Origin of the sequence: Protaetiibacter mangrovi, assembly GCF_024752305.1 — a bacterium.
Taxonomy (GTDB): Bacteria; Actinomycetota; Actinomycetes; order Actinomycetales; family Microbacteriaceae; genus Homoserinibacter; species Homoserinibacter mangrovi.
The window spans coordinates 151835-168081 of sequence record NZ_JANTHX010000004.1 but is presented as its reverse complement, the minus strand read 5'-3'; the positions used below and the strand labels follow the sequence as shown (position 1 = coordinate 168081).

Annotated in this window: 14 protein-coding genes; 5 read left to right on the top strand and 9 right to left on the bottom strand. The window is 71.2% G+C overall.

Annotated features, from left to right (window positions below):
- Positions 1-2: 2 nt before the first annotated feature.
- The 3 genes from NUH29_RS02965 to NUH29_RS02955 are packed head-to-tail and all read right to left on the bottom strand — an operon-like array spanning position 3 to position 3185.
- Complete coding sequence (locus NUH29_RS02965; protein ID WP_258797455.1) at positions 3-872, bottom strand: carbohydrate ABC transporter permease; 870 nt, start codon at positions 870-872, stop codon at positions 3-5.
- 2 nt (positions 873-874) lie between these two features.
- Positions 875-1789: a carbohydrate ABC transporter permease gene (locus NUH29_RS02960; protein WP_258797454.1), complete on the bottom strand. Its 915-nt coding sequence runs from the start codon at positions 1787-1789 to the stop codon at positions 875-877.
- 43 nt (positions 1790-1832) lie between these two features.
- Complete coding sequence (locus tag NUH29_RS02955; RefSeq protein ID WP_258797453.1) at positions 1833-3185, bottom strand: ABC transporter substrate-binding protein; 1353 nt, start codon at positions 3183-3185, stop codon at positions 1833-1835.
- A gap of 99 nt (positions 3186-3284) precedes the next feature.
- Here NUH29_RS02955 and NUH29_RS02950 point away from each other — a divergent pair, with 99 nt between their 5' ends.
- Positions 3285-4292: a LacI family DNA-binding transcriptional regulator gene (locus NUH29_RS02950; protein ID WP_258797452.1), complete on the top strand. Its 1008-nt coding sequence runs from the start codon at positions 3285-3287 to the stop codon at positions 4290-4292.
- Positions 4293-6097: 1805 nt separating this feature from the next.
- Here the strand turns inward: NUH29_RS02950 and NUH29_RS02945 are convergent.
- Complete coding sequence (locus tag NUH29_RS02945) at positions 6098-7903, bottom strand: outer membrane protein assembly factor BamB family protein (RefSeq protein WP_258797451.1); 1806 nt, start codon at positions 7901-7903, stop codon at positions 6098-6100.
- Positions 7904-7958: 55 nt separating this feature from the next.
- The gene (locus tag NUH29_RS02940) at positions 7959-8567 is read right to left on the bottom strand and encodes a hypothetical protein (protein WP_258797450.1); all 609 of its coding nucleotides are present in this window, start codon (positions 8565-8567) and stop codon (positions 7959-7961) included.
- 122 nt (positions 8568-8689) lie between these two features.
- Between NUH29_RS02940 and NUH29_RS02935 the strand changes: the two genes are divergently transcribed.
- Positions 8690-9070: a hypothetical protein gene (locus tag NUH29_RS02935; protein WP_258797449.1), complete on the top strand. Its 381-nt coding sequence runs from the start codon at positions 8690-8692 to the stop codon at positions 9068-9070.
- A gap of 83 nt (positions 9071-9153) precedes the next feature.
- Here the strand turns inward: NUH29_RS02935 and NUH29_RS02930 are convergent, their stop codons facing one another.
- The 3 genes from NUH29_RS02930 to NUH29_RS02920 all read right to left on the bottom strand — a co-directional run bounded on the left by NUH29_RS02930 (position 9154) and on the right by NUH29_RS02920 (position 14010).
- Positions 9154-9660, bottom strand: a complete 507-nt coding sequence (locus NUH29_RS02930) for an amino-acid N-acetyltransferase (protein ID WP_258797446.1) — start codon at positions 9658-9660, stop codon at positions 9154-9156.
- 4 nt (positions 9661-9664) lie between these two features.
- Positions 9665-11386, bottom strand: coding sequence for an aminotransferase class V-fold PLP-dependent enzyme (locus NUH29_RS02925; protein WP_258797445.1), 1722 nt, complete (start codon positions 11384-11386; stop codon positions 9665-9667).
- Positions 11387-11493: 107 nt separating this feature from the next.
- Positions 11494-14010, bottom strand: coding sequence for an ATP-dependent Clp protease ATP-binding subunit (locus tag NUH29_RS02920; RefSeq protein WP_258797443.1), 2517 nt, complete (start codon positions 14008-14010; stop codon positions 11494-11496).
- Positions 14011-14252: 242 nt separating this feature from the next.
- On the opposite strand from NUH29_RS02920, the gene NUH29_RS02915 reads away from it, so the two are divergent.
- From NUH29_RS02915 to NUH29_RS02905, 3 genes are read left to right on the top strand one after another with little or no spacing between them, the layout of a single operon-like run.
- Complete coding sequence (locus tag NUH29_RS02915) at positions 14253-14555, top strand: hypothetical protein (RefSeq protein ID WP_258797441.1); 303 nt, start codon at positions 14253-14255, stop codon at positions 14553-14555.
- Positions 14519-14860 (top strand): hypothetical protein, encoded by a 342-nt coding sequence (locus tag NUH29_RS02910; protein WP_258797440.1) that lies wholly within the window; start codon positions 14519-14521, stop codon positions 14858-14860. Before NUH29_RS02915 ends, NUH29_RS02910 begins: the two co-directional genes overlap by 37 nt.
- Positions 14860-15096 carry a helix-turn-helix domain-containing protein gene (locus NUH29_RS02905; protein WP_258797438.1) on the top strand — a complete coding sequence of 79 codons (237 nt, stop codon included), beginning with the start codon at positions 14860-14862 and terminating at the stop codon, positions 15094-15096. Before NUH29_RS02910 ends, NUH29_RS02905 begins: the two co-directional genes overlap by 1 nt.
- Before the next feature lie 54 nt (positions 15097-15150).
- Here the strand turns inward: NUH29_RS02905 and NUH29_RS02900 are convergent, their stop codons facing one another.
- Positions 15151-16203, bottom strand: coding sequence for a hypothetical protein (locus tag NUH29_RS02900; protein ID WP_258797437.1), 1053 nt, complete (start codon positions 16201-16203; stop codon positions 15151-15153).
- Between the last annotated feature and the right edge of the window lie 44 nt (positions 16204-16247).

Genomic DNA, 16247 nt, shown 5'->3' with positions numbered 1-16247 from the left:
GCTCAGCCCTTCACGCTTCCGGCGAGGATGCCGTTGATGAAGTGCTTCTGAAGGAGGAAGAAGATGACGAGCAGCGGCACGAGCGCCACGGTGCTCGCGGCGAGCAGCTCGCCGGTGACGGTCGCGTAGTCGGCGCCGATCTTGTTGCCCGAGATCGTGGACGCGAGGGTCGACAGCACGACCTGCAGCGTGGCCATCCGCTCCGAGCTCGCGACCACGACCGGCCACACGAAGTCGTTGTAGATGTTCATGACGGTCAGCACCGCGAGGCCGGCGAGTCCGGGGCGGATGATCGGCACGACGATGCGCCAGTAGAGACCGAACTCGCCGCAGCCGTCGACGCGGGCCGCGTCGAGCAGCTCGTCCGGCACCGCGGCGATCACCTGCCGCATCCAGAAGATCGCGAAGGCGTCGACGGCCCCGGGGAGGATGAGCGCCTGATAGGTGTTCACCCAGCCGAGCTCCTTCATCTCCAGGAGCAGCGGGATGATGAGCACGATCGTCGGCAGCATGAGCGTGATCAGCACCGTGCCGAACAGCAGGCTCTTCCCGCGGAAGTCGTACTTCGCGAACGCGTAGGCCGCCAGCGGCGCGCAGAACAGGGTGATGGACCCCTTCACGAGCAGCACGATGGCCGTGTTGAGGAACCCGTGCGCGATCGGCACGTCCTGGAACATGCCGACGAAGTTCTGCAGGCCGAAGGTGCTCGGGTCGAACTCGAGCGGGTGGCGGATGATGTCGTTCGCGGGCTTGAAGGCCGAGAGCACGGCCCAGACGACCGGCGCGAGGAAGGCGACGGCGAGCACGACGAGGAAGGCGTGCGAACCGAGGTGCCGGCGCCGGCGCTCACCGGCCTGGGTGGAGAGGGTCATGATCAGTCCTTCGCCCGCAGCAGCCGCACCATGCCGAGCGACAGGGCCATCACGAGGATCACGAGCAGGAACGAGTTCGCGGCACCGGTGCCGAGATCACCGCGCGTGATGTGGTTGTAGAGGTACAGGCCCGCGGTCGTGGTCGACGAGTAGGGGCCGCCCTGCGTCACGACGAAGGGCTCCGCGAACATCTGGAACACGGCGAGCGTCTGCAGCACGACCGCGAACATCAGGGTGCGGCGGATGAGCGGGACGGTGATGCTCCACACCTTGCGCATCCGGCCGGCACCGTCGAGGGCGGCGGCCTCGTAGACGCTCGAGTCGATCGCCTGCAGACCGGAGAGCAGGATCACGATGATGAAGCCCGTCGTCTTCCAGATGAACAGCAGCGCGAGGGTCGGCTTCGCCCAGGCGCTCGAGGTGAGCCAGGCGATGTCGGGCAGCCCGAGCGCTCCGAGCACCGCGTTGACCGCGCCGTAGTTCTGGTCGAACAGCACCACCCAGATCTGGGCGACCGCGACGAGCGGGGTGACGAACGGGACGATGAACGCGGTGCGGTAGAAGCCCCGCATCCGCAGCTTGGCGTTGTCGAGCAGGATCGCCGCCGCCAGGGCGATGACGAGCTGCACGGGGATGATGAGCAGCCAGAGCACGGCGGAGTTGGCGAGCGAGTTCCAGAACGCGGGGTTCGTGAGCAGGTAGGTGTAGTTGTCCCAGCCGACCCACCGCGCCGACCCCGCCCCGTGCCAGTTCGTGAAGCTCAGCCGCAGCGTGAACAGCATCGGGTAGATGCCGAAGGCGAGGAAGAGGACGACGAAGGGGGCGACGAAGACGTAGGGTGCGAGCCGCCGGGTGATCGGGAGCCCCGCGCCGCGACGACGCGGGTGCGTCGCGCGGGGAAGCGATGTCGTGGTCACGGGACTCCCGATCTCGATGATTCTCAGCGGATGACGTCGCCGGCTACTGCCGGTCGATCAGGTTCGCCTGGATGTCGGCCGTCGAGTCGTCGATGACCTCCTGCGGGGTGAGCGAGCCGTCGAGCATCAGCTGGATGTTGTTGCCCAGGTAGTCGACGGCGCCCCCCCACCAGCTCGGCGTCGGCACGCCACCCGGGATCTCGGCACCCGCCTCGGTCGCCACGGCCCACAGGTCCTGACCGCCGAACGCGTCGACCGGCTGGAACAGCGGCTTCGCGGGGTCGGCTGCGGGCAGGTAGCTCGGGATGGACGTGTTGAGACCCTCGGGGTAGACCGAGTTGGCGCCCCACACCGTCGAGTAGCCGGCCTCGTCGAACATCAGGAACTCGTAGAACAGCCACGCGAGCTGGGAGTTCTCGCCGTCCTTCGGCAGGATGAACGACGAGCCGCCCATCGCGCCCGACCGGGCGCCGCCGTCGGTCCAGGCGGGCAGCGGCATCGCACGCCAGTCGCCCGCGGTGTTCTCGAGCAGCTGCTGCGGCGCGAAGTCGAACCAGATCGCCCAGGGCACGAAGACCTGCTTGCCCGAGTCGAGCGTCTCGACGTCGGTCGGCGAGAGGTACTCGGCGCGGGTGCCGAGACCCTCCGAGCTGACGGTGTCGAGGAAGGTCAGGATCTGCTCGTACTCGGGCGAGTCGAGTCGGAGCTGTCCGTCGGCGTCGGTCATCGCGGTGCCGAGCTGACTCGCGTACATCTCCAGCTGGAGCTGACCGAGGAAGGGGCTCTGCTCGAGGTGGATCGGACCGGAGTCGGGCACCGCCGCCTTGTAGGCGCGCGCCGCGTCGAGCAGGTCGTCGTAGGTCTCGATCGAGGAGGCGTCGACTCCGGCCGCCTCGAGCGCCGTCGCGTTGTAGAACAGCAGCCCGGGGTCGAGGTCGAACGGGACGCCGTAGATCCCGGCGCCCTGGGAGTTCACGTCGAGCTTCTGCTGGGCGATGTCGTCGGCGTAGGGGGCCAGCACGTCGCTCAGGTCCCACAGGTGGTCGGCGTAGCCGGCGACGAGCTGGTCGTCGAGGAAGACGCCGTCCGGGACGTCGCTCCCCGTGATGAGCGTGTTCTGGAGCTTGGCCGCGATGTCGACCGCCTCGTGGTGCACGACGATGTCGGGGTACTTCTCGTTGAACGCGGCGATCGCCTCGTCGAACACCGAGAACAGGTCGCCTTCGCGATCCCAGATGGTGATCTCACCGGACGGCGAGGCCTCGGTGGGGGCCTGCAGTTTCGACGAGTCGGCGGCCTCTCCGCCGTCGCCGATCGCCGGGCCGCAGGCGGTCAGGCTCAGGGTGAGCGCGGCGAGCCCGCCGAGCGCGAGGACTCGGGTGGTGCGCTGGTGCATGGGACACTCCTTTGTGCGGACGTTTGCCAACGTGTGCAAAACGCTACAGGATGTTTGCACACGTTGCAAACGCTACGATCGTCGAAACGAGGAGGTGCCATGGCCGCTACCCTGCGAGACGTCGCGGAGCGCGCGCAGGTCTCCATGCGCACCGTCTCCAACGTCGTGAGCGGATACGCGCACGTCAGCGAGCGCATGCGGCGGCGCGTGCTCGACGCCATCGACGAACTCGACTACCGCCCGAACCCGGTGGCGCGCACGCTCCGCACGGGCCGCACGGGGATGCTCGCCCTCGTCGTGCCCGAGATCGACGTGCCCTACTTCAGCGAACTCGCCCGCGACGTCATCAACGCCGCAGCCGAGGTCGGCTACCGGGTGATGATCGACCAGACCGGTCACGACCACGATCGCGAGCGGGAGCTGCTGACCGGAGGCGACCGCACGATGCTGTTCGACGGCATCCTGTTCTCCCCCCTGGTGACCCGCACGGAGCTGCTCGAGATGAACGCCCGCACCTCGATGCCGCTCGTGCTGCTGGGCGAGCACGAATTCGACGGCCGCTTCGACCACGTCGCGATCGACAACGTGCAGGCCGCGCACGACGCCACGACCCACCTGATCCGGCTCGGCCGCACGCGGATCGCGGCCATCGGCGCCCAACCCGACGAGCAGTACTCGACCCCGCAGCAGCGCACCGCCGGATTCGAGGGAGCCCTCGCGGATGCCGGCCTGACCCCCCTGCGGATCGAGGCGGCCGCCCACTACCGTCGCGCCGACGGATACCAGGCCGCGCGCTCGCTGCTCGAGCGGGACCCCCGCCCGGACGCGATCTTCTGCTACTCGGACCTGCTCGCCATGGGCGCGCTGCGCGCCGTCTTCGACGCCGGCCTGCGCGTGCCGGAGGACGTGGCGATCATCGGCGTCGACGACATCGAGGAGGGTCGCTACTCGCGCCCCTCACTCAGCACGGTGTCGCTCGACACCCCCTTCATCGCCCGCAACGCGGTCGCCCGCGTCGTCGCGCGGATCGAGGACCCCGACACCGATGCGGTCGAGCTCGTCGCCCCGCACGCGCTCATCGCCCGCGAGAGCACCGTCGGGCGCTGAGCGCGGAACCTCCGCCTCGGCGAGCTCGGTGCCGATCCACTCCTCGTCGTCCTCGGGATGGGCGTCGACCTCGCGTCCGCGCACGGCGGCCCACAGCGCGAGCAGCAGCCCGGACGCGACGAGGGGGTCGCCGAACGCCTGCGCGCCGAACGTCGCCAGATCGCCGAGCGACACCGCCACATCCGGATCGCGGGCGAGCGCGAGGAAGGCGAGCACCGTGATGCCGAACACGGCGTTCGCCAGGATCAACTGCACCCGTGCGGGGCGCGGGTACCCGCGGGAGTCCTCGTTGGCGACCCCGCTCTCGGTGAGGAACGACCAGACGAAGCCGAACAGCACGATCGCACCCCCCGCGAATCCGAGCACGAACGCGATCGGGTCGGCGATGAAGTCGCGATACGCGAACAGCGCCGACATGAGCAGCGCCACGAGAACCGAGGTCGCCCGGGCGGCGTCCAGCCGGCGGCGCACCAGCGCCACGACGAGCACGCCGAGCGCGAGCACCGCCCCGACGATCGCGAGCCCGTCGGCGCTCCACAGCAGGGGGAAGCCCACGAGCCCCGTCGTCGCGAGCAGCACCCCGGCGACGCCGACCGCCGCCATGAGCTCCGGCAGCGTGCGCCGGCCGCGTCGCGCCTGCACGACCGCGAGCGCGAGCAGCACGATCGCTCCGGCCCCGCGCACGGCGAACAGCACCGTCGTGCTCGTGAGCGCATCCGCGGCGGCGAGCAGCGCGGTCGTCACCTCCGGGGGCGAGCCGTAGCCGAGCGTGACCTGCGCGAGGGCGATGAGGGGCGTCGCCGGCAGGCTCGTCGTCGTGAAAGCCGCCACCAGCAGGGCCAGGCCGTCGATGCGGTCGGCCATGCCCTGAGCCGAGGGCTCCCCGCGGCCCGGACGGATGCGCGCGAGCACCGCCCACGATCCCGCGATGAGGGCGAGCAGCAGCAGCGAACCGGCCAGGATGCGCAGCTCCCGCGGATCCTCGAGCAGTCCGGGGACCGCGAGCACGACGTCGACGGTGCGCCAGAGCGCCACGAGCACGAGCAGCACGAGGACCGCGCCCGAGCCGATCACGGTGCGGGCGATCTTCGCGGCCCACAGCGCCGACGAGACGGTGAAGCTCGCCACCGCGGCGCCGGCCGCGAGCGCCGCGGGCACGGCGAGCTGGCCGAGCGTCGACAGCATGAGGCTCAGCAGCAGCGGCATGAAGTCGAAGCCGAGGGGGCGCGCGACGGCGGTGAGCACCGCCGCCGTGACGGCGAGCGGACCCCAGATGAGGGCGGTGATCGCCACGAACTCCCACCAGCGGAACGCGCGATCGCCCCGCACGGCGACGAAGACGATGAGGCCGACTGCGCCGATCACGCTCGCCACCCGGCCGAGCGGCACATCGCCCTGATCGGGCACCGACACGAACATGATCACGAGGATCACGAAGAACGTGGTGAGCCAGCGGAACCACGGCCGGGTGTGCAGCGCCCCGGATGCGGCGAGGCTCGTCGAGAGGGCGGTGAGGGCCAGCACGATCCAGACGATCGCGCGCGGCAGCGTCATCAGCACGGTGCCGGACTGCGCGCCGAGCGGGATCCACTCCCGCAGCGGCCCCGAGAACACCACGAGCGCCCCCGCGGTCACGTAGGCCACGATCGACACCAGCACGATCGGTCGCAGGCCCAGGGGCCACGCGACGTCCCGGATGCGCCCCTCGCGCACGGGACGCACGAACACCTCGCCCACGAACTCGACCACCGTCCGCCGCGCGACGTCGCGCGCCCGCCGACGCGTGCGCGCCGGGGCGACCCCGCTCATCCGCTCACCTCGAACCCGGTCGAGTCGCTCTGCAGCACGCGGACGTCGTCCGGCGCGTCGAGGTACATGCGGGTGGTGCCGATCGGCGCCGGGTCGATCGGCACCCTCACGACCTCGCCTCCGTCGGCGTCGCGCACCGCGAAGGTGCTCGTGCCGATCAGCACGAAGCCGCCGCGCCCGGCCGCCAGCGACTCGGTGGCCGGATCATCCCAGAGCCGCTCGCCCGTGCGGGCGTCCCAGGCGACCGCGCCCTCGCTCCCGAGCGACACCACGACCCCGTCGCGCACCGCCAGGGCGCGCGCGATGCCCGGGTGATGGTCCGTCCACCGCGGGGAGCCGTCGGCCGGATCGAGCACCCACACGTCCGAGTTCGTGCCCTGCACCGCCAGCACCCCGCCCACCGCGGCGACCCGCTCCCCCGACACCAGCTCGGTCGACCACCGGGCGGCCCCCGTCTCCAGCTCGCGCGCGATGACGTTCCCGCCGCGGTCGACGACCACCACCGCGTCGTCCACCACCGCGGGGGCCGAGGCGACATCGGTGCGCAGCGCCACCGACCACACCGTCTCGCCGGTGTCGATGCGGATGCGTCGCAGGGTCCCGTCGAGGCTCGCCACCAGGAGATCGCCGTCGACGACCGTCGGCGCGGCGAGCACGACGTCGGGGAACGAGACCGCCCACATCCGCGCGCCGCGCGCGTCGTAGGCGACCAGCCGCCGCTGCGAGGTCGACGCCAGCGAGACGTCGCCCGCGGTGCTCAGCTGCAGCAGGTCGCCGCCGGGCGACGCCGCCCACCGCCGGGTCGCGACGTCGCCCGCGACCGAGAACCCCACGACCCTGCTGCCGACCGCGGCGATGAACCCGCCGTCGGCCCGCGCGGCCGCGAGGCCGTCGAAGGGCGTCGTGACCGGCGAGACGCCGTAGACCGCGTCGTCGAGCTGGAGGGTCAGCGGGCGGCTCGACCAGGCGCCCGCCCCCGTGAGATCGCGCGTCGCCGGCGAGACGACCGACGGTGCGCCCACCGGTCCGCCGGTCGCGGCCAGCGGGCTGCTGCGGAAGCTCACGGCGTCGCCGTTCACCGTCCCGGTGTCGTCGACGACGCCCGCGCCGGGGCACCAGGTGGCGACCTCGGCGATGGCGAGCAGCTCGTCGCCCGTGTCGGGATCCTGGTAGCGGGTCTCGCTCGTCGCGGCGAGACAGCCGCCCTCGGCCGCGGCGACGCTGCCCGAGATCGTGTAACGCATGAAGCCCTGCGGGAGAGCGTCGCCCTCGCCCGTCCAGGTGACGCCGGGGGCGGCATCCGCGGGCAGCAGCACCAGGGCGGGGCTGTAGCTGAAGCCCAGCGCGCCGCCCGTCGCCGTCAGCACCGAGACGCCCGCGTCGTCGAGCAGGTAGACCGTCGAGGTCTGCGGGTCGTCCGTGTCGAGCGGCGTCACGGTCTCTCGCCACAGCTGGGCGGTGCGCAGCGCCTCGTCGGAGTAGTCGCCGAAGAAGTGGGCGGATGCGGCGCCGGGCAGCTCGAGCAGCATGCCGGGCCCGGTGCCACGGGCGTTCTCGTGCACGGCACGCGTGCCGTCGGCGGCGGTGACGAGGGACGCGGTGCCGTCGCCGGGCACGTACCGCGCCGCCGCGCCGCCGCGCTCCGGCGTCGGGTCCAGGTCGGATGCCGCGAGCGCCAGCGACCCCGCGGCGACCACCCCGATCACGGCCGCCCAGACGAGGGCGCGGTGGATCGGCGAGCGGGGTCGCGCGGCCGCGGGCTGCTCGCTCGGCTCCGCGGCGACGGTGGTGGTGTCGGACATCGCGTTCCAGGGCTGGCACGACGCTACCGCACCGCACCCCCTCGGAACGGCGGGGTCAGTTCAGGAGGAAGGGGGTGTCCGATTCGGACGCCGCCTCGCCGAGCGAGACCGACAGGCGATAGGTGGCGCCGCCCGCGGTCACCTCCGACCGGTCGCTGTCGCAGGTGTCCGCCGACGAGCGGGTGCGGTCCCAGGCGAACGGGGTCGTCGACAACTCCACACCCGGCTCGAGCACCTGCGCGAGGGGCTGCGGGTCGCTCTGGCAGTCGCGCGAGTTCCAGATCGGATCGGAGCCGCTCACGATCTCGTACAGCTGCGCATCGGTGCCGACGTCGAAGGTGCAGGCGCTCGCCCCGGAGTTGACGATCGTCATCGAGATCATGGGCGTCTCGCCGGCGGCGTAGCTGGTCTTGTCGGTGACGGCGGTCAGCGTGATGACGGCCGGATCGCACGGCGCGCTGCCGTCGGCCGACGTCGTCTCGGTGTCGGTGGGCGCCGGGCTCTGCGAGTCGCCCGCGCCGACCTTCCCGTCGTCGCCCGAGCCCCCGCGGGGGATGAAGAGCAGCACGATCACCACGATGACCGCGAGCACGGCCAGGCCCACGACGATGCGCCTGCGCCGGTAGACCGACGCCGGCAGTCGCCCGGGTTGCTGCGTCGACATGCGGCCAGGGTAGGCCCGGTCGCGTCGGGAACGCGGCTGCGTGCGCGGCATGGCGTCGACTCTCGGCTGATTCTTAGGGTGCGCCGTGAATCCACCCATGCCGCCGAGCGATCCTCGACCCCATGACCGACACCCCGACCGCCGCCGAGGCTCCCGCCGACGAGCTGGCCCCCGCCGACACGGCGCCCGCATCCGTCGACGCCGCCGCGGCCGACGAGACCCCCGCCCCCGACGAGACCCCCGCCGCGCCCGCGCGCCGGTGGAAGACCCTGACCCTCGCCCTCACCGCGATCATCGCCCTCGTCGTCGGACTCGGCGTCGGCGGCGTGAGCGGATGGGCGATCGCCGATGCGCAGCGTCCGCAGTTCGGAAACGGCCAGTTCCCGGGTGACGGACAGTTCCCCGGCGACCGCGACGGCCAGTTCCCGGGCGACGGCCAGGGCGGCCCCGGCGGCGACATGCCGCAGCAGGGCGACGACTCGGGCTCCGACACGAGCTCCTGACCACCGCATGCCCCGCACCCGGATGACGACCGGGTGCGGGGATCACGCGGGGTGCGACCGGGTGCACACGGTCGCACCCCGCGTCACAGCTGCTTCAGCATCCGGGTGTTGCCGAGGGTGTTCTGCTTGACGCGCGCCAGGTCGAGGAACTCGGCCACGCCGTCGTCGGGCGAGCGCACCAGCTCGGCGTACACGTCCGGGTCGACGACGCGCTCGCCGATCGGCGCGAAACCGTGCTCGCCGAAGAACGCCGTCTCGAAGGTGAGGCAGAACAGCCGGCTGAGGCCGAGCTCCGCCGCGTCCTGCTCGAGCTGCTCGAGGATCGCGTGCCCCACGCCGTGCCGCAACCACGCGTCGGCGACCGCGATCGTGCGGATCTCGCCGAGATCCTCCCAGATCACGTGCAGCGCCCCGCAGCCGATGAGCTCCCCGTCGGCGGTCTCCGCGACCCGGAACTCCTGGATGTCCTCGAACAGGGTGACCCGCTCCTTGCCGAGCAGGATGCGTCGCTCCACGTACGGTTCGATGAGCTGGAGCATCCCGCGGACATCGGCGGTGCGCGCGCGGCGCACCCGGAACGTGCTGGTCACCGGTTCACCCTAGCGAGGCGTGGGGGAGGTCGAACCACCGCAGCTGCTCGAAGTCGTCGCCGAGCTCGTCGATGCGCACGTTGTCGCCCGGCTCGGGCAGCGAGGCGAGCAGCTCGCGCGCCTCGGCCAGATGCTCGGCGAGCACCTCGACGGGGGCGCGGTCGTCGTGGTGCGGATGGCGCAGCACCCCGTCGCGGTCGTAGTGCAGCTGCGCGAACCGCAGGGGCGGCTCGACGGGGCCGTCGCGGTGCCGCCAGAGACCCGTCAGCGGATCGAAACGGTACAGCGGCAGCAGCCGGTGCCCCTGCTCGGCGACGAGCGCGATCGCCTCGACCAGGTAGCGGAACACCTCCTCCGACAGGAAGTAGGTGAAGTTGATCCGCACCCAGCCCGGCTTGATGCCCTCGCATCCGCCGGCGATCTCGCGCTCGAAGGCGTGCGAGCGCTCGAGGTCGATCCCGAGCAGCCGATGCCCGTAGGGGCCCGCGCACGAGCATCCGCCGCGGCTCTGGATGCCGAACAGGTCGTTGAGGATCGCGACGACGGCGTTGTGGTGCAGGTAGCGCCCACCCGGGCGCCGCACCACGAACGACACGATCGACAGCCGGTCGGCGTCGGGGTTGCCGAGCACCTCGATCGCCGGGTGCGCGTTCCAGACGGCGATCGCGCGCCGCAGGAAGTCGCGCTCGTACGCGGTGATGACGTCGACGCCCACCTCGTGCTTCAGCGCGAACACGAGCCCCGCGCGGATCGACTCGAGGATCGCCGGAGTTCCCGCCTCCTCGCGGTGGGCGGCATCCGCGATGTACCGGTGCTCCTCGGGGTTGACGTACATGACGGTGCCCCCGCCGACCACGGCGGGCACGCTGTTGGTGAGCAGGCGCCTGCTGACGACGAGCACGCCGGGGGTGCCCGGCCCGCCGATGAACTTGTGCGGGGAGAGGAAGATCGCGTCCTTGCGGGCCGCGGGGTCGCCGTCGCGGGGGTTCATCTCGATGTCGACGTACGGTCCCGCCGCGGCGAAGTCCCAGAACGCGAGCGCGCCGTGGGCGTGCAGCAGCCGGGTGACCGCGTGGGTCTCGGTGAGGATGCCGGTCACGTTGCTCGCGGCGCTGAACGCGCCGATCACGAGCGGCCGCCCGGCGACGCGCACGAGCTCGGCCTCGAGGTGGGCGAGGTCGATGTGCCCGTCGGCGTCCTCGTGGATCGTCACGACCTCCGCGATCGACTCCCGCCACGGCAGCTCGTTGCTGTGGTGCTCGAACGGGCCGACGAACACCACCGGCCGTTCCTCGGCGGGCACCTGCTGCCGCATCCCGTACCGTGCGTCGAGGTCGGCCGGGATGCGGATGCCGAGGATCCCGATGAGCTTGTCGATCGCGCCCGTCGCGCCGCTGCCCGCGAACACCACGACCGTGTCGTCGTCGCCGTTCACGGCGGCGTGGATGGTGGCGCGCGCGTCCTCGCGCAGTCGCGTGGTCTGCAGGCCGGTGCCGCTCGCCTCGGTGTGGGTGTTGGCGTAGCGCGGCATCACCTCGGAGCGCATGAAGTCCTCGAGGAACCCGAGGCTGCGCCCGCTCGCGGTGTAGTCGGCGTAGGTGACGCGACGCGGTCCGAAGGGACCGTGCATGAGCTGATCGTCGCCGATCACGCTCTCGCGGATGCGCGCCAGGATCGGCGGGTCGGGCAGCCCGGGGTCCCGCGGCGGGAGCTCGGCGGGCTGCATGCCGACACGCTACACGCGGCGGCGGGAGCAGTCGCACGCCCGGGCGGCATGACGCACAGGCGGCGGGAGCAACCGCCCCCGCCGCCTGTCTGCGACTGCGCCCGCGCCTACGCGGTGATCGGGTCTCCGTCGGCGTCGAGCGCCCCGGATGCGGCGCCCACGCCGGCGGGCAGCTCGCGGCCCGGCTGGCGGCCCGTGGTGAACACGAACTCGCCGTCGACCAGGTCGACGTGCACGTGGTCGCCGGCCTCGAGGCGCCCGTGGAGGATCTCCTCCGAGAGCTTGTCCTCGATCTCGTGCTGCACCGCGCGGCGGAGCGGGCGGGCGCCGAGGGTCGGCTCCCAGCCGAGCTCGATCAGGCGGGTCTTCGCGGCATCCGTGATCTCGATCGTCATGTCGCGGTCGAGCAGACGCTCCGAGAGGCGCTTGATGAACAGGTCGACGATCTGACGCAGCTCCTCCTGCGAGAGCTGCGGGAACACGATCGTCTCGTCGACGCGGTTCAGGAACTCCGGCTTGAAGTGCTTCTTCAGCTCCTCGACGACCTTCGCGCGCATCGCACGGTAGGAGTTCTCGGTGTTGCCCTCGAGCGTGAAGCCGACGGGGCCGCCCGTGATGTCCTTCGTGCCGAGGTTGGTCGTCATGATGATGACGGTGTTCTTGAAGTCGACGACGCGACCCTGACCGTCCGTCAGACGACCCTCCTCGAGGATCTGCAGCAGCGAGTTGAAGATGTCGGGGTGCGCCTTCTCGATCTCGTCGAAGAGCACGACGCTGAACGGCTTGCGGCGCACCTTCTCGGTGAGCTGGCCGCCCTCCTCGAAGCCGACGAAGCCGGGAGGGGCGCCGAACAGCCGCGAGACGGTGTGCTTCTCGCCGTACTCCGACATGTCGAGCGAGATCAGGGCGTCCTCGTCGTCGAACAGGAACTCCGCGAGCGCCTTGGCGAGCTCGGTCTTCCCGACGCCCGTGGGGCCGGCGAAGATGAACGAGCCCGAGGGGCGCTTCGGGTCCTTGAGGCCGGCGCGCGTGCGGCGGATGGTCTTGGCGAGCACCGAGATGGCCTCCTCCTGACCGATGACCCGCTGGTGCAGCGCCTGCTCCATGAAGATGAGCCGAGCCGACTCCTCCTCGGTCAGCTTGAACACCGGGATGCCGGTCGCGTTCGCGAGCACCTCCGCGATGACGCCCTCGTCGACGGTGCCGGATGCGGCCACGTCGCCCGAGCGCCACTGCTTCTCCCGGCGCAGGCGCTCGCCGAGCAGCTTCTTCTCCTCGTCGCGCTTGGTGGCGGCGAGCTCGAAGTCCTGGTCCTCGATCGCGCCCTCCTTCTCGGCGCGCACGGCGGCGATCTTCTCGTCGAACTCGCGCAGCTCCGGCGGGGCCGACAGGATGCTCAGTCGCAGGCGAGCCCCGGCCTCGTCGATCAGGTCGATCGCCTTGTCGGGCAGGAAGCGGTCCTGCACGTAGCGGTCGGCGAGGTTCGCGGCGGCGACGATCGCGCCGTCCGTGATCGACACCTTGTGGAACGCCTCGTACTTGTCGCGCAGGCCCTTCAGGATGTTGATCGTCATGGGCAGCGACGGCTCGGCCACCTGCACCGGCTGGAAGCGGCGCTCGAGCGCGGCGTCCTTCTCGAAGTGCTTGCGGTACTCGTCGAGCGTCGTGGCGCCGATGGTCTGCAGCTCGCCGCGGGCGAGCAGCGGCTTCAGGATGTTGGCCGCGTCGATCGCGCCCTCGGCGGCACCCGCGCCGACGAGCGTGTGGATCTCGTCGATGAAGGTGATGATGTCGCCGCGGGTGCGGATCTCCTTGGTGACCTTCTTGAGGCGCTCCTCGAAGTCGCCGCGGTAGCGGGATCCGGCGATCAGGCTGCCGAGGTCGAGCGTGTAGAGCTGCTTGTCGCGCAGCGTCTCGGGCACGTCGCCCCGCACGATCGCCTGGGCGAGACCCTCGACGACGGCGGTCTTGCCGACGCCGGGCTCGCCGATCAGCACGGGGTTGTTCTTGGAGCGGCGGGAGAGGATCTGCATGACCCGCTCCATCTCCTTCTCGCGCCCGATCACCGGGTCGAGCTTGCCCTCGCGGGCGGCCTGGGTGAGGTTGCGACCGAACTGGTCGAGGATCTGGCTGCCCTTGTCGTTGGCGACCTGCTCGTTGCCGCCGACGGCGACCTGCTCCTTGCCCTGGTAGCCGCTCAGCAGCTGGATGACCTGCTGGCGCACGCGGTTCAGGTCGGCACCCAGCTTCACGAGCACCTGGGCGGCGACACCCTCGCCCTCGCGGATGAGGCCGAGCAGGATGTGCTCGGTGCCGATGTAGCTGTGGCCGAGCTGCAGCGCCTCGCGCAGGCTCAGCTCGAGCACCTTCTTGGCACGCGGGGTGAACGGGATGTGGCCGGTCGGCTGCTGCTGACCCTGGCCGATGATGTCCTGCACCTGCTCGCGCACCGCGTCGAGCGAGATGCCGAGCGACTCGAGCGCCTTCGCGGCGACGCCCTCACCCTCGTGGATGAGGCCGAGCAGGATGTGCTCGGTGCCGATGTAGTTGTGGTTGAGCATCTTCGCCTCTTCCTGGGCGAGGACGACCACGCGGCGGGCTCGGTCGGTAAAGCGCTCGAACATGTCAGCTCCTCTCGCCGCACGCGCGGGTGCTGCGGCGATACATCGAGGGTAACGAGCGGCCCCTCCCCGGGATGCCCCTGTTCGCCCTGGGCGCATCCGCTGCACCTCCATCCCTGAGGCGTCACTTTGTGTCGCTCGCGCCCGCCCTCACGCGACGCAAACCGACGCCTCAGCTCCCCGAGACTTGCAGGCCTTATCGATAGTCGTTATATTAACGATATTCGATAAGTAAGGAGGTCGCCATGCAGCCCTACACCCCCAGCCGCTCCGACCGGGTCGGGATCTGGATCTTCGTGGTCGCGGGAATCGGCATCGCGATCTGGACCACCGTCGCCGCGACGCTGCGGGTGATCGAGGTCGTGGTGAACCGCGACGTGCCCGTGCTCGCCGAGTTCGGCGGCACACCGGCCGACGCACCCATCGGCCCCGGAGGCGCGCCGGTCACCGTCGGGCTCGACCAGGCCGTGCTCACCGTCTCGGGGCTGCCCCCGCGGCGGTCATCGCACTCGTGCTGCAGCAGGTGGCGCTCGTGCTCACCGTCGTGACGGTCGTCACCTGCCTCGCGTACCTCGCTCGCTCGGTCTTCGCCGGCCGGGTGTTCGGTCCCGGCAACTCGCGCCTCGTCGGCACGGCGGGCATCGTCGGGCTCGTCGGATTCGCCGTCGTGCCGTTCTTCGGCAACATGGGCGCCAACGCCGCGTTCGCCCAGATCTCCGATGGCACCTTCGACAACGTCGTCATGGCGATCCAGCCGTTCCCGTTCATCCTCGCCGCGTTCGCCGTGGCGCTCATCACCACCGTCTTCGTCGTCGGCGAGCGCCTGCAGCGCGACGCCGAGGGGCTCGTCTGATGGCGCCCGCCGAGACCGACGACGAGAGCCGTATCCACTGCCGGCTCGACGAGCTGCTCGAGGAGCGCGGGATGACGCTCACCCGGCTCTCCGAACTGGTCGGGGTGAGCCTCGTGAACCTGTCGGTGCTCAAGAACGACCGGGCGCGCGCCATCCGCTTCTCGACCCTCACCGCGATCTGCGACGCGCTCGACTGCCAGCCGGGTGAGCTGCTCACCCAGCTCCCCCGCGAGTAGTCTTTTTTCGGGCTCATAGCCCAGGTTTTAGACCCGAAATACGACCGCTGGCGCTCAGCCGAGGGTGAAGCCGAGCGCCTCGAGATCGAGGCCGGATGCGGCGAGAGCCTCCCGAAGCGCGACGAGCGACGGGCGGTCCGGGTCGGTGGAGATGATCTCCAGCCCGAAGCAGCCGTTCGTGAACGAGGGGAAGTTGCCCTGCACGCCCGGCCACGCGTACATCACCTGCAGCGGCACGCACCCGTCGGGACCGTTGACCTGCGGCACCGGCGTCTCGAGCAGGTCGAGGAGCGCATCCCAGGCCGCCCCCTCGCCGAGGGCCGAGTCGCCGACGAGCTCGACACCGAGCCACGTGTCGCCCGGCGGACCGCTCGCCGTGACCTGCACCCAGCCGGAGGAGAGCTCACCCCCGGAGCGGGGCAGGGGCACGGACAGGACCTGCCGCGCCCAGTCGGCCGCTTCGGTGGCGACGGCCGCGCCGGAGAGCTCGAGGCCGGGCGCTCCGAGCGTCAGGGCGATGTGGGACGGATCGAGTGCAGCGATCACGTCGCGTACCGCCGCGTCGCCCGCGACCCGGTCGAGCAGCTCCTCCGCCGACCCCGGCACCCCGACCGAGACGAACGCGGCGGACTCGGCCGCCCCCGACAGCCCGACGCGCGCATCCGGGAACAGCTCCCCCATGCGTCGAGCGGTCGCGAGCACGTCCTCGCCGATCCAGTCGGCTCCGTACTGCGTGTCGAACCATCCTGAGACCGCGCCGGCGCTGAGGTCGACGGCGACCGGATAGTCGGCGAGCGCATCCGCGGAGGCCGCCTGCTCGATCGTGTCCGCGACCTCGCGCCAGTCGTCGCCGTCGAGGGTCGCGAGCTCGACCTCGACGCCCGGGGTGGTGGACACGTCGGCGGCGTCGAAGGAGTAGCTCGCCGACTCCACCTGCTCGAGCTGCTCGAGCTGCCCGACGAGCACCCGCAGGGCGTCGGCGACGCCGAGACGCTCGGTCGTGATCCGCTGCCCGTCGACGATGTCGCCCAGGAACGAGCAGCCGGTGAGCCCGACGGCGACCGTCGCGACGAGCGCGACGGCGGCGACGCGACGCGACCTCGACATGCCCGCCAGCCTAGGAACCCTCCCGCGCCCCCTCGACCCCCACA